Genomic DNA, 14,036 nt, shown 5'->3' on the forward strand with positions numbered 1-14,036 from the left:
CACTACTAATTTATGGCTTTTTTCTGAAACGCTTTAACTCTATTGATTGTTTTGATAGCCACGAATTCACGAATTTTCTTTAAAATTTTATTAATTCATTTGTGTAATATCTTTTTTTAAATTTTTGCTTTGAGATAATTCGAGAATTCGTGGCTAAAAAATTTAGATAAAATATTGTACTTTTGCGAACTGAAAAATGGAAAAAATATGATTATCCAAAAAACTAGAGAGGAAATCGAATTGATGCGCGAAAGTGCTTTAATCGTATCAAAAACATTAGGAATGATTGCTTCTGAAATTAAAGAAGGAGTAACTACATTATATCTTGACAAATTAGCCGAAGAATTTATTCGCGATCATGGTGCAGTTCCAAGTTTCCTTGGATTGTATGATTTCCCGAATTCGCTTTGCATGAGTCCAAACGCTCAAGTTGTTCACGGTATTCCTAATAATACACCTCTTAAAAATGGTGACGTTATTTCGGTTGACTGTGGTGCATTCAAAAATGGTTTCCACGGAGACCACGCTTACAGTTTCGAAATTGGAGAAGTTGCACCAGAAGTTAAAAAACTTTTACGTGTTACTAAAGAATCTCTTTACGTTGGAATTAGAGAATTTAAAGCAGGAAATCGCGTAGAAGATGTTGGAAATGCGATTCAAAAATATACTGAAGCTCACGGTTACGGAGTAGTTCGTGAATTGGTTGGTCATGGTGTTGGGCAAAAAATGCACGAAGAACCAGAAATGCCAAACTACGGAAAACGCGGACGCGGAAAGCTTTTTGTGGAAGGAATGGTTGTAGCAATCGAACCTATGATCAACATGGGAACTAGAAACATCAAACAACTCAAAGATGGTTGGACAATCTTAACTGCAGATGGAAAACCTAGTGCACATTTTGAGCACGATGTAGCTTTAATTGATGGAAAACCAGAATTATTATCGACTTTCCAATACATCTACAAAGCCCTTGGAATTGAGAGCAACGAAGAAGATGAATTCAGACAAGTTCCTTTAGTGGTATAAGGTATTCCACAGAGATTCACAGAGATATACGCCAAGATTCACAAAAAATTATTTATACGCCTTTAAAATGTATTCTCAAAATTTAGTCTCACAAGATGAACTGGATGCTATTTCGTATAAAATTATTGGTTTAGCAATTGAAGTTCATAGACAGCTTGGTCCAGGTTTATTAGAATCTGCTTATCAAGAATGTTTGTATTATGAAATTATGAATTCAGGTTTAATTGTTGAAAAACAAAAAGCTTTACCTATAATTTATAAAGACATAAAATTAGATCACGGATATAGAATAGATTTGCTGATTGAAAATAAAATTGTCATCGAATTAAAAACTGTTGAGGCTTTTACAGATGTCCATTTTGCTCAAATATTAACCTACCTAAAATTAGGAAATTATCCATTAGGATTGCTTATTAATTTTGATTCAAAAATATTAAAAAACAATATAAAAAGATTTATAAACACTTTGTGAAGCTCTGTGCAAACTTTGTGTAACTCTGCGAAATAACCCCCATGAAAAAACTTTTCAAATTAGTTTTAAATACAATCCCGCGTCCTTTATTAATTCGTTTGAGTTATGTGGCGCGTCCAATTTTAGCTTTCTCTTTAAAAGGAGATAAATTTACAGATCCAATTGATGGAAAAAGCTTTAAGTCGTTTTTGCCTTACGGATACGGAAAACAGCGTAATAATGTGCTTTCGCCAAGTACACTTTCTCTAGAAAGACACCGTTTACTTTGGCTGTATTTAAATGATCAGACTGATTTTTTTACAGCACCAAAAAAAGTATTGCATTTTGCTCCAGAACAAGCTTTTTACAAAAGATTTCGCAAGCAGAAAAACTTAGATTACACGACAACTGACTTACTTTCGCCATTGGCCGATGTAAAAGCAGACATCTGTAATTTACCTTTCAAAGACAACGAATATGACGTTATTTTATGCAATCACGTTTTAGAGCACATTCCAGACGACACAAAAGCGATGCAGGAACTATACCGTGTTTTAAAACCTGGCGGAATGGCAATTTTGCAGATTCCTCAGGATTTATCTCGCGAAGTTACGTTTGCAGATGATTCGATTACAGACCAGAAAGAACGCGCAAAAATCTTCGGACAATACGATCACGTTCGTGTTTACGGACGCGATTATTTTGACAAATTAAGAAGCATTGGCTTTATTGTTATCGAAGAAGATTATACCAATAAAATTGCACCAGAATTGGTTGAGAAATACTGTTTAGCCAAAGGCGAAATTATTCCGCTTTGCTTTAAACAGGAAAACTAATTTTTCACCATATAAGTTCATTTAATAAAGAGTTTTCAAAATATTTAGATTTGAAAACTCTTTATTTTTTTGCCCAAATCTCAAATACAAGCCTAACCAAATCCCTAAATCTTGGAACCTACAAAATCATTTCAGTTCTGTTTTGACATCAGTTTGGAAAAAAATCTGAATGTCTATATTCCAACCGCGTACATTGTTGAGAATACTAGCGAAATCAAATATTTAGATAAAAAAGCAAGTCCAGATGTACTTGAAAGTTTCGGAATCATTTTTGACAATTTAGATTCCAACTCAAAAAGAATATTAACGGCTTGCGACTCTCTTAAACCAGAATTTATTTTTAAAAAGTTTGGAGCCAAAATTAAATCAGCCAAAACAATTGCTGATCTACAAAAAGATTCAAAAATTGAATTTGCCATTCGCCAACATTTAAAATTCAATTTAAGTTCGTTTTACGATTTAATTGTAAAAGAACAATTTCCTTTGTCTTTAAACCTCGGACCTGAAAAAGATTTTTATCGTTCTAGAATCAGCATTGAGCCACTTGATTTTGAACCTCAAATTCAATTTGATAAACATGCCGAAGGAATCACTTACACGCTATCTTTAAAAGAAAATGAAGCTATTTTCCCTCCAATGGATACCAAAGTTGACATTCTTTTAGATGAACCAGGCTGGTTGATTATCAATAAAAAATTAGGGCAGTTAAAAGAGCTTAATTCAAAAAAATTAATGCCTTTTTTAAAGAAAAAATCTATTGAAATTCCATCCAAATTAGTTGATGATTATTTCAAGAGTTTTATTCCGCAGATTGCAAAGAAAATAGATATTGAAGCAACTGGTTTTGAGATCGAGCTTCGTGATAAAATCATTTCGTGTACAATCCAGCCTATTCATGATTTCTTCAAAAACTGTTATTATCTCAATCTCTATTTTGATTATAATGGGTATTCATTTGACGGAAGTAAAACTAAAAAGTCACATTCTTTTGTAGATTTCAGCGTTGCCAATGAGCCTAAAATTATTCAGTTTAAAAGAAATCCTGAAGAAAATTCATATATCGATAAATTAAATGAAATTGGTTTAACCAAAATCAAAAACGAATTATTTGGATTAAATTCAGAAGCCGAAAATACAGACCCTTACGTTAATATCCAACTGATTATTAATAATAAAGAAGAGCTAAAACGTTTAGGTTTCACCATTGAAAATCTAAAGCTGGAAAGCAAAGAAATCATTACAGAAAATCATACCATTTCCGCTTCAAAAGAAACAACTGGAGATTGGTTTGATATTAAAATAATTATTACCGTTGGAAATTATAAAATCAATTTCAGCGAAATTATTCCGAATATAAAAAGCAAAGAAAGACTTTTTGCATTGCCTGACGGAAACTACTTTTTGATTCCGCTAGAATGGTTTAGCAAATATGGTTCTTTGGCAAAATTGGCCAAAACAGAAAATGGTGTTTTACTTTTACGAAAAAGCAATTTTACGGCTTTGGACGGAATTTCAGAAATTGATAATGATTTAGATCAAATTCATCAAGCTGAATTTACAGGTTCAGACTTAATAAAAGCAACTTTAAGACCTTATCAAGTTGATGGAGTAAAATGGCTTTTAGGACATTTTAATTCCAATATGGGTGCGTGTTTGGCCGATGATATGGGACTTGGAAAAACCTTACAGACCTTATCTGTTTTAGTTTCTGTACAAGAGCAATTAGGCTTTACTACTAAAACCACCAATTTTGATTTGTTTGCCAACGAAACCACTATCGAAAGAGAACCGCTTAAAGCTTTGATCGTTCTACCTTCTTCGCTGGTTTTTAACTGGTTTAATGAAGCTGGAAAGTTTACACCGCACTTTTCAAAGATGCAATATGTGGGGAATGACCGAAAATCTTTAGCAAGCAGAATCAATTCAACCGACTTGATTTTTACAAGTTACAGCATCATTCACCGAGATATTTCTATTTTAGAAAAATACGATTTCCGTTATTTGATTTTGGACGAAAGCCAATACATTAAAAACAAAAATTCTAAGATTTTTAAAGCGATCAATAAAATAAGCACAGGACATAAAATTGCTTTGAGCGGAACGCCGATCGAAAATTCGCTTGACGATTTATGGTCGCAAATGCAGTTTATCAATCCGGAGATTTTAGGAAGCTATGCTTTCTTTATGGAAAATTTCAAAAATCCGATTGAGAAAAAACAGAATGAAGAAGTTTTGGCAGAATTAAAAAACTTGATTCAGCCTTATATTTTGCGACGAACTAAAGAACAAGTTTTAAAAGATTTACCAGAATTAACAGAGCAGATTTATTACTGCGACATGGATCCTGAACAGGAAAAATTATACGAAAAAGAAAAATCTAAAGCTCGTAATTTCCTTCTTAAAACCGACGGATCTCCTGACAAAATTAGCATTATCAATACTTTGATGAAATTACGCCAGTTGAGTAATCACCCAAAAATGGTCGATGCAGATTCTGAAATTGATTCTGGGAAATATATTGCGGTTACCAATTATCTGGAAAGTTTAGTAAAAGGAAAACAGAAAGCGATTATTTTCAGTTCGTTTGTTACCAATTTAAGTTTTTATACCGACTGGTGTAAAGAAAACAAAATTGATTTTTGCGAAATTACAGGTGAAACGCCTGCCGATAAAAGAGAACAGCAAGTAAAATTATTTCAGGAAAAAGAAAACCCGTTGTTATTCTTTATTTCGCTAAAAGCTGGTGGGGTTGGCTTGAATATTACCAAAGCTTCTTATGTATTATTCTTGGATCCTTGGTGGAATCCTTTCGCAGAAAAACAAGGCGTTGGACGTGCACATAGAATTGGACAAATGAATAAAGTAAACGTGATTCGTTTTATTTCTAAAAACACCGTTGAGGAAAAAATCATCAAACTCCAGGAAAACAAAAAACTATTGTCTGATTCCCTTTTAGAAGAAAGTTATATTAATGATGAGATTGAAGGCAACTTAGAATATATTTTGGGTTATAATCGTTAAATCCAATAGAATGGCATCTTTTTCGTTATATAAAATTGTTATATTTACAATCTTACAATGTTTTAAGATGCCAAAATTTTTATATACAAGCTTTATTGTTCTTTTTATTTTCACTTTAGCGAAAGCTCAAGAAAAAGAAATCGACCCACCGTATAATATTAAAACGGTTTCGTTTATCCAGAATGGCAGCAATGTCCCTCCTATTTTCGAATTAGGCTCTGCATTTACCTTTCAATTTGATGATTTATTTGGTAATGAAGCTAATTATTATTTTGAAGTTATTCATTGCGATTACAATTGGTTTCCAACAAATATTCCAAAAACAGACTATGTTGTTGGCATGGATAATCAGAGAATTACCGATTTCTCAAATTCTTTTAATACACTGCAGGTTTATACACATTACAGACTTTCTTTTCCGAATCAGTTTACACAGCTTCTGAAGCTTTCGGGCAATTATATGCTGCGAATTCTGAATGAAGACAAAGAAATTATTTTCTCTAGAAAATTCATTTTGTATGAAAACCATTGTACAGTGGGAGTTCAAGTAAAAAGAAGCCGCAACCTCAGCAATATTGATTACAAACAGAATCTTGATTTTGCCATTTTATCTAACGATATTGTTTTTCAGACTCCATTACAAAATGTAAAAGTGCTTTTACTTCAAAATGGCAATTTTCATACCGAGATAAAAAACATTGTTCCTCAATATACAATTGGCAATCAGCTGGTTTATAAATATGACAAAGAAACCCAGTTTTGGGGCGGAAATGAGTTTTTGTATTTTGAAAACAAAGACATTCGAGCAGCCAATAATAATGTTGCAAAAATAGGTTCGAACAATGATATTTACAATGCGTTCTTGTATACCAATGCCGCAAGAGGAAATCAAATTTATACGAATTATGAAGATGTAAACGGAAATTTTGTAGTTAAGAACATCAATGGTTCTAACAACGATATTGAAGCCGATTATGCTTGGGTTTATTTTACTCTTTCTGCTCCCGCTTTTAGAATGAATAAAGACATTTATATTACTGGAATGTTCAACAATTACAGCCTTTCACCAGAATACAAAATGGATTACAATACTGACAAAGGAGTTTTTGAAAAAGCCATTATGATCAAACAAGGTTTTACTAATTTTCAATATACAGTTGCAGATAAAAAAGGGACTATTGACTTTGAAAATGCTATTGACGGAAACTTTTATCAGACTGAAAACGAGTACACCGTGCTGGTTTATTACAAAGAGGCAACAGACCGTTATCAGCGTGTAATCGGAAAGGGAAATGCAAACTCTATCAATATAGTCAATTAAAACAATGTTAAGGTTTTAGTTTAAACGATTTTTTTTCGTAGCTTTGCCTCTATAACACTCACATATATACGGCGTTAGTATGGTTTCTCAAATTACACGAGGCATAAAAATATCTGTTTTGACTAGTTTTGAAGGTACATACTTCAAAAACTACAAGATTCATTTTGCTTTTAGTTACGTAGTTACCATCGAAAATCACAGTAAAGATTCGGTACAATTAACTTCTCGCCATTGGGAAATTTTTGACTCTTTAAATGATTTAGAAGTTGTAGATGGTGAAGGTGTAATTGGTAAAAAACCAGTTTTAAAACCTGGTGAAAACCACACTTACAGCTCTGGCTGTTTATTATCGTCTCCTTATGGCGCAATGAAAGGTCATTTCAATATGATTAATTTTACTACTACAAAAACATTCAAAGTAATTGTTCCTACTTTTAGAATGTGTGCTCCTTTTGCATTAAATTAAGATATAGTTTACATCTATAGCTTTTATCGTTATCTTAATCATAAAATTGACAATTTATTAATTTATCCTTTGTACTTTTGTGCAGCGTTAGATTATTCGTAACAAAACAAATCGTCTAACTTTAAATTGTCTAATTCACAAATTTTAAATAACATGCTTAAAGGATTTTTTCATGTACCAAAAGCGGTAAACGAGCCTGTAAAGAGCTACGCACCAAACTCACCAGAAAAAGCTGCTGTTCAGGCTGCTTATACCACAATGTGGAATTCTCAAATTGACGTTCCTTTATATATTGGAAACGAAGAAATTAGAACTGGAAATACAAGAAACATTACAGCTCCACACAACCACAAACACGTTGTTGGGAAATACCATTTAGCTGAAAAACAACATATTGAAAAAGCAATTGCTAATGCACTTGAAGCAAGAAAAGCATGGGCTAACATGGCATGGGAACAACGTGCTGCTATTTTCTTAAAAGCTGCTGAACTTATCGCAGGACCATACAGAGCTCGTATTAACGCTGCTACAATGATTGGTCAATCTAAAAATATTCACCAAGCAGAAATTGATGCATCTTGTGAATTAATCGATTTCTTACGTTACAATGTTGAGTTTATGACTCAAATCTACAACGATCAGCCAAAATCAGATTCTACTGTTTGGAATCGCGTAGAATACAGACCATTAGAAGGTTTTGTTTACGCTATTACTCCTTTTAACTTTACTGCTATTGCCGCAAATCTTCCTGCAAGTGCTGCTATGATGGGTAACGTTGTGGTTTGGAAACCAAGTGATAGCCAAGTATTCTCTGCAAAAGTTATCATCGATGTTTTCAAAGAAGCTGGAGTTCCAGACGGAGTTATCAACGTAGTTTTCGGAGATGCTTTAATGATTACAGATACTGTTTTAGCTAGCCGTGATTTTGCTGGAGTACACTTTACTGGTTCAACTCATGTATTTAAAGATATTTGGGCTAAAATTGGAGCAAACATCAATAACTATAAAACGTATCCAAGAATTGTTGGTGAAACTGGAGGTAAAGATTTTATCATTGCTCACCCAAGTGCAAACGTAAAACAAGTAGCTACAGGAATTACTCGTGGAGCTTTCGAATTCCAAGGACAAAAATGTTCTGCAGCATCTAGAGCTTATGTTCCGCAAAGTTTATGGCCAGCTGTAAAAGAACAATTAATTGCTGATGTAAAATCTATGAAAATGGGTTCTCCAGAAGATTTTGGAAACTTTATTACAGCAGTTATCCACGAAGGTTCTTTTGACAAATTAGCTAGTTATATTGATCAAGCTAAAAAAGATGCTGATGCAGAAATCATCGTTGGTGGAAATTACGATAAATCTGTTGGATACTTTATTGAGCCAACGGTTATTGTAACGACAAATCCTAAATATACTACAATGGAAACTGAGTTGTTTGGACCAGTTATCACGATTTATGTTTACGAAGATGCTAAATGGGAAGAAACTCTTGAATTAGTAGATACTACTTCTGAGTATGCTTTAACAGGAGCTGTTTTCAGCCAAGATCGTTATGCAATTGAAGTAGCAACTACTAAATTACAAAACTCAGCTGGTAACTTCTATATTAATGATAAACCAACTGGAGCTGTTGTAGGTATGCAACCATTTGGTGGAGCAAGAGCTTCTGGAACTAATGATAAAGCAGGATCTGCATTAAACTTATTGCGTTGGGCTTCTCCAAGAACTATCAAAGAAACTTTTGTAACTCCTGAAGATTACAGATATCCATTCTTAGGTTAATCTGATTTTAGAGTTTAGATTATAAAAAAGCGGGAATTTCAAATGAAATTCCCGCTTTTGCTTTTGCAATTAGAATTATATAAAAACGCATCTCCTTCTGCATATTATATTTTTTGTAATACTTTTCTTATTTATTTAAAAATCAGCACTTTAAAAAACTTATTTGCCTTATTTTAATACTTTAAAAACTTTTTGTTCCAGTCAAAAAAAAATCATCCTTATAAATTTGCTTCAATCTTAATTGATATTAAAAGATTTAATAAAATAAACAATATAAGAATGAGAAATCTAAACAATGTTCCTAAGATTATTATGGAATCAAAAAGTATTGGACATCCAATAGATTACAAATGGACAAAAAGAAAAATAAACGAACTTTTAGATCCATCAGAAGAAAATATTAACCTTGAAGACACTCTAATGCAAATTAATCACAAAGGGTCAATTGGTTTAACTGCTGCATTGTTAGAATGGATTTATTGGCGTTTTACAGGGTATACTCAAGCAACAACCGATACACAAAAACGTATTGAAGCACTTTGGTGTTCCATTAATAATCGCGAACAAACAAACCCTTTATTATTTGATACCGATTTTGAAATATCTGCTTCAGGTTCAGTAAATGGTGCATTATGGATTGCCTTAATGAATGTTAGAATGATTGATGTTAGATACAGAAAAGGTTCTTACTTTTTACAAAGCGAACTTATTGGACTGGTTCTTCTTGCACGCCATATTACGCCTAAAAAGAAAAAATTTGACAAGTGGTTTAGTCAAACCATTATAAAGTTAATTCACTCACATCCTAATCCATACAAAAACGATGAATTAGATCAAAGCGATGAAGCTGTTTACGATTCTTCAAACGAACCTGTAATTTCCAGAGAATTTTTCTTTGATACAGAATTCAAATATACAGTTGAAGCAGCTGAAAACTCAATTCATAACTTCATTGATAATTTAAATATAAAAGCAAATCCTTTCTTAGATTTTTCTAAAAAAGCATCTTAGTTAGGCCTATTAATTCAAAAACCGGAAAGAAATTCTTTCCGGTTTTTTTATATCAAACTAAGGCTTAAATTTTAAAGGAAGATGAACCACTTTTTTAGTTTCAAAAAACTCATCCTCAAATATTGCTGCTAAATCATACAAAGTGGCATTCGGAAAATCTTTTAATTCTTCTGTTAAATCGCCACCTTTTAAATATAGGATTCCATTTTTTAAAAGATGCTTGTGTTGCTTTTTGATTTTATCTTTAATCCAAGAAACAAAATCTGGCATATTGGTTACCGCACGGCTAACAATAAAATCGAAATCACCTTTTACCAATTCGGCACGCTTTTGTTCCGCTTTCACGTTCTTTAATTCTAACGCATCTACAACTCCTTGCACTACTTTTATTTTTTTTGCAATCACATCAATCAAATAAAAACGAGTTTCAGGAAATAGAATCGCTAACGGAATGCCCGGAAAACCACCCCCAGTTCCAACATCTAAAACTGTCGCTCCAGGCTCAAATTTCATAATCTTAGCAATTCCTAACGAATGCAAAATATGTTTTGTGTATAAAGAATCAATGTCTTTGCGCGAAATGACGTTGATTTTTTCATTCCAATCGTGATATAATAAGTCTAATTTTTGAAACTGTTCGATTTGAAGATCGGTCAAATTGGGAAAATATTTCAATATCTCATCCATTGCTGTAAATTTTTAACAAAAGTACTACTTTACGATTGAAATATTTAACTCAATTTTGCAAATTGAGAATTTATAATAATTACCTTTGAAATCTATTTAAAACAATTATGAATAACACGGCTCCAACTTTTGCAAGGCAAGACAATTTGAAGTTCTTCAGAACGCTTAACTCTCGGGTAAACAATTACTTCAAAGAAAACAATATCAAAAAAACCGGAAACTGGAAATTACACTTAAAAGCCGTTATTCTATTTGCCGTTTTTTTAACTCCATACTTTTTAATTCTTACACTTGACATGCCGTTTTGGGTAATGCTGCTTTTATCTATCGTAATTGGTATTGGAATGGCTGGTGTTGGAATGAACGTAATGCACGATGGTAATCACGGTTCTTATTCGACTAAAAGCTGGATTAATAAATTTATGGGAGGAACAATTTATGTTCTTGCCGGAAATGTTTACAACTGGCAGGTACAGCACAATGTATTGCATCATACTTACACCAATATCCCTGGTCACGACGAAGATCTGGATGCAGGAAGAATTATCCGTTTTACAGAACATGCAGAATGGCATAGTTTTCACCGTTTCCAGCATTATTACTCTGTTTTCTTGTATGGTTTATTAACTTTTAATTGGGCCATTACTACCGATTTTAAACAGATGAGAAATTATCTTAAAAGAAAATTGTCTTACGGTGAACCAAAAAGTCCAAAAATTCTTTGGACAACCCTAATTATTACTAAAGTTATTTATATCTCTATTTGGATTGTTTTACCAATGGTAATTGGAATTACGTGGTGGAAAGTACTTCTTGGATTTTTCGTAATGCATTATACTGCGGGATTAATTTTAAGTATTGTATTCCAATTAGCGCACGTTGTAGATCATACTACAAATCCTTCTCCAAATGAATTGGGAGAAATGGACAACACCTGGGCTGTTCACCAATTGTATACTACGACTAATTTTGCACCAAAAAATGCAATCGTAAACTGGTATACAGGGGGATTAAATCATCAAATCGAACATCATATTTTCCCTAATATCAGTCACATTCATTATGGTAAAATTGCAAAAATCGTGAAAGAAACTGCAAAAGAATGTAATTTACCCTATTACGAATACAAAACAATGGGAAGTGCTATTGTAGCTCACTTCAAACATTTACGTGATTTGGGAATGAAACCTGAATTATCTGTTTAAACTAAAAAAAATCTATTAATAATTAACCTTCCTTAATTTGCTGCGCCAATTAAGGACATTCAAAATTTTTATAATGAATCATATTCTTTCGGACAGAATCAACAATCTTGCAACTTCGCAGACATTAGCAATGGCCGCTTTGGCAAGAGAATTAAAAGCACAAGGAAAAGACATTATCAGCTTAAGTTTAGGTGAGCCAGATTTCAATACGCCAGACTTTATTAAAGAAGCAGTAATAAAAGCAGTAAACGAAAATTATAGCACTTATTCTCCAGTAGAAGGTTACCTTGAATTGAGAGAGGCAATTTGCAGAAAATTCAAAAGAGACAACGATTTAGATTATAAACCATCACAAATCGTAGTTTCTACAGGAGCAAAACAATCTTTATACAACATTGCACAAGTAATGTTAAACGATGGAGACGAAGTTATTTTACCAGCTCCATACTGGGTTTCTTATTTCGAAATCGTAAAACTTTCTGGAGGAGTTCCAGTTGAAGTTCCAACTTCTGTTGAAACAGATTTCAAAATTACTCCAGAGCAACTAGAAGCTGCAATCACACCAAAAACAAAAATGATGTGGTTTTCTTCTCCATGTAATCCTTCTGGATCTGTTTACAGCAGAGAAGAATTAACAGCATTGGCAAAAGTTTTAGAAAAACACCCAAATATTTACGTAGTTGCAGATGAAATCTATGAGCATATCAATTTCTCAGGAACTTTCTGCAGTATCGGTTCAATTCCGGGAATGTTCGAAAAAACAATTACAGTAAACGGAGTTGCAAAAGCATTTGCAATGACAGGATATAGAATTGGGTACATAGGAGCTCCTGAATTTATCGCAAAAGCTTGTACAAAAATTCAAGGACAAGTAACTTCTGGTGCAAATTCTGTAGCGCAAAGAGCTACAATTACAGCTGTAGATGCTGACCCAAGCGTATTAAACGAAATGGTTCAAGCTTTCCACGGTCGTAGAGATTTAGTGGTTGGATTATTAAAAGAAATTCCAGGAGTAAAAATCAACGTGCCAGAAGGTGCATTTTATGTATTCCCAGACGTTTCTTCTTTCTTCGGAAAAACTTTAAAAGGTCACGAAATTAAAGATGCAAACGATGTTTCGATGTATCTTTTAGCTGAAGCAAACGTAGCAACAGTAACTGGAGATGCTTTTGGAAATCCAAACTGTATTCGTTTCTCTTACGCAACAAGCAACGACATTTTAAAAGAAGCTTTACGCAGAATTAAAGAAGCTTTGACTGCATAAAAATATTCTAAGTTTTATTAAAAACGGCTTAAGGTTCAAAAGTTTCATCACTTTTATACTTTAAGCTGTTTTTTTTTGCTTTTGGGCGTGTCCCTCCGGGTCGGGCTATCCGCTACAAGTCCTCGCACTTCCTTCGTCAGGCTGTGGGCTTTCCACTTCTATCCCTCACGCAAACCGTAAACGAAAAAAATTCGTTTTCAAAAGAAAACAATATCTGGTTCAATTGCCTCCAGCTTCAGCTGGAGGTTATAATTAAACTTCTATATAGGCTTTAGCCAAACTATGCATTCGGCTAAAGCCACTAACTTGATCCTTTTAATTCCTCCAGCTAAAGCTTGAGGCAATTGAAACAAAAATATAAGTTTCAAAATTCCCATTCCACAATATTATAAAACCCCAAATGTAATCCTGTAAAACATTCCATTCTATAGTTCCCATCTTTGTAATGTATTAATTTAAAAACTATTAGTCATGATACATACAGATGAAACCACACAAGAAACAGTTAAAACTTTAGAAGGATTAATTTCAATCCTTGAAGACGGAAAATTAGGATATACAGATGCAGCAGAACATATAGAAAATCCTGCAATGAAAACAGATTTCCTTGAATATGCCCGCGAACGCGCTTTATTTATTGTAGAACTACAAAATCAAATCAATAAACTAGGAAAATCAACAGACAACTCAGGAGGAGGGCCACTAGGAGCTTTACACCGAGTTTGGATCGATATTAAATCGGCATTTACTGGCGGCGACACAGAAGCCATTATAAACGCTTGTATTACAGGTGAAGAAGCTGCTGTTGAAAAATACAAAAAAGCACTAGAAGAAAATCATTTAGAGCACGATCAGATCTATATTGTTTCTAAACAATTAAACAGTATTCAAAATACTTTATCACAAATTAAAATGAGAGCAAGCTAAACGATTCATGCTTTTTTTTGAAAACTGCTCAGTCTTCGGATT

12 protein-coding genes are annotated in these 14,036 nt (G+C 33.2%); 11 read left to right on the plus strand and 1 reads right to left on the minus strand.

Going from position 1 to position 14,036, the window contains the following annotated elements; genetic code table 11:
* Positions 1–207 precede the first annotated feature (207 nt).
* From map to AC3Y25_RS14180, 8 genes are all read left to right on the plus strand, one after another.
* Entirely contained in the window at positions 208–1,026 is an 819-nt protein-coding gene (gene map / locus AC3Y25_RS14145) for a type I methionyl aminopeptidase (RefSeq protein ID WP_489903174.1), read from the plus strand.
* Between the two features lie 67 nt (positions 1,027–1,093).
* Complete coding sequence (locus AC3Y25_RS14150) at positions 1,094–1,498, plus strand: GxxExxY protein (protein WP_250834040.1); 405 nt, start codon at positions 1,094–1,096, stop codon at positions 1,496–1,498.
* Positions 1,499–1,539: 41 nt separating this feature from the next.
* Positions 1,540–2,313 carry a class I SAM-dependent methyltransferase gene (locus tag AC3Y25_RS14155; protein ID WP_008467221.1) on the plus strand — a complete coding sequence of 258 codons (774 nt, stop codon included), beginning with the start codon at positions 1,540–1,542 and terminating at the stop codon, positions 2,311–2,313.
* A gap of 111 nt (positions 2,314–2,424) precedes the next feature.
* A complete protein-coding gene (locus AC3Y25_RS14160) occupies positions 2,425–5,334 on the plus strand; it encodes a DEAD/DEAH box helicase (protein ID WP_489903175.1) in 2,910 nt (969 codons plus the stop codon).
* Positions 5,335–5,401: 67 nt separating this feature from the next.
* On the plus strand, positions 5,402–6,655 hold the full coding sequence (locus AC3Y25_RS14165; protein ID WP_489903176.1) for a type IX secretion system plug protein: 1,254 nt from the start codon (positions 5,402–5,404) through the stop codon (positions 6,653–6,655).
* A 79-nt stretch (positions 6,656–6,734) separates the two neighbouring features.
* The gene (apaG, locus tag AC3Y25_RS14170) at positions 6,735–7,121 is read left to right on the plus strand and encodes a Co2+/Mg2+ efflux protein ApaG (RefSeq protein WP_008467225.1); all 387 of its coding nucleotides are present in this window, start codon (positions 6,735–6,737) and stop codon (positions 7,119–7,121) included.
* A gap of 153 nt (positions 7,122–7,274) precedes the next feature.
* Positions 7,275–8,900: an L-glutamate gamma-semialdehyde dehydrogenase gene (gene pruA, locus AC3Y25_RS14175; protein WP_489903177.1), complete on the plus strand. Its 1,626-nt coding sequence runs from the start codon at positions 7,275–7,277 to the stop codon at positions 8,898–8,900.
* Positions 8,901–9,179: 279 nt separating this feature from the next.
* The gene (locus AC3Y25_RS14180; RefSeq protein ID WP_489903178.1) at positions 9,180–9,911 is read left to right on the plus strand and encodes a hypothetical protein; all 732 of its coding nucleotides are present in this window, start codon (positions 9,180–9,182) and stop codon (positions 9,909–9,911) included.
* Between the two features lie 57 nt (positions 9,912–9,968).
* On the opposite strand, the gene rsmG is transcribed toward AC3Y25_RS14180, so the two are convergent.
* Entirely contained in the window at positions 9,969–10,598 is a 630-nt protein-coding gene (rsmG, locus tag AC3Y25_RS14185) for a 16S rRNA (guanine(527)-N(7))-methyltransferase RsmG (RefSeq protein ID WP_250834046.1), read from the minus strand.
* Positions 10,599–10,705: 107 nt separating this feature from the next.
* Here rsmG and AC3Y25_RS14190 point away from each other — a divergent pair, with 107 nt between their 5' ends.
* The 3 genes from AC3Y25_RS14190 (at position 10,706) to AC3Y25_RS14200 (ending at position 13,994) form a co-directional block, all read left to right on the plus strand.
* Complete coding sequence (locus tag AC3Y25_RS14190; protein WP_095928544.1) at positions 10,706–11,803, plus strand: fatty acid desaturase family protein; 1,098 nt, start codon at positions 10,706–10,708, stop codon at positions 11,801–11,803.
* A 73-nt stretch (positions 11,804–11,876) separates the two neighbouring features.
* Entirely contained in the window at positions 11,877–13,067 is a 1,191-nt protein-coding gene (locus AC3Y25_RS14195; RefSeq protein ID WP_489903179.1) for a pyridoxal phosphate-dependent aminotransferase, read from the plus strand.
* A 471-nt stretch (positions 13,068–13,538) separates the two neighbouring features.
* A complete protein-coding gene (locus AC3Y25_RS14200) occupies positions 13,539–13,994 on the plus strand; it encodes a ferritin-like domain-containing protein (protein WP_489903180.1) in 456 nt (151 codons plus the stop codon).
* Positions 13,995–14,036 lie beyond the last annotated feature (42 nt).

This window comes from Flavobacterium sp. LK-23, from assembly GCF_058135255.1.

Coding starts and splice junctions, on each gene's coding strand:
- map (WP_489903174.1), top strand. CDS start 208: ATGATTATCCAAAAAACTAGAGAGGAAATCGAATTGATGCGCGAAAGT.
- AC3Y25_RS14150 (WP_250834040.1), top strand. CDS start 1,094: ATGTATTCTCAAAATTTAGTCTCACAAGATGAACTGGATGCTATTTCG.
- AC3Y25_RS14155 (WP_008467221.1), top strand. CDS start 1,540: ATGAAAAAACTTTTCAAATTAGTTTTAAATACAATCCCGCGTCCTTTA.
- AC3Y25_RS14165 (WP_489903176.1), top strand. CDS start 5,402: ATGCCAAAATTTTTATATACAAGCTTTATTGTTCTTTTTATTTTCACT.
- apaG (WP_008467225.1), top strand. CDS start 6,735: ATGGTTTCTCAAATTACACGAGGCATAAAAATATCTGTTTTGACTAGT.
- pruA (WP_489903177.1), top strand. CDS start 7,275: ATGCTTAAAGGATTTTTTCATGTACCAAAAGCGGTAAACGAGCCTGTA.
- AC3Y25_RS14180 (WP_489903178.1), top strand. CDS start 9,180: ATGAGAAATCTAAACAATGTTCCTAAGATTATTATGGAATCAAAAAGT.
- rsmG (WP_250834046.1), bottom strand. CDS start 10,598: ATGGATGAGATATTGAAATATTTTCCCAATTTGACCGATCTTCAAATC.
- AC3Y25_RS14190 (WP_095928544.1), top strand. CDS start 10,706: ATGAATAACACGGCTCCAACTTTTGCAAGGCAAGACAATTTGAAGTTC.
- AC3Y25_RS14195 (WP_489903179.1), top strand. CDS start 11,877: ATGAATCATATTCTTTCGGACAGAATCAACAATCTTGCAACTTCGCAG.
- AC3Y25_RS14200 (WP_489903180.1), top strand. CDS start 13,539: ATGATACATACAGATGAAACCACACAAGAAACAGTTAAAACTTTAGAA.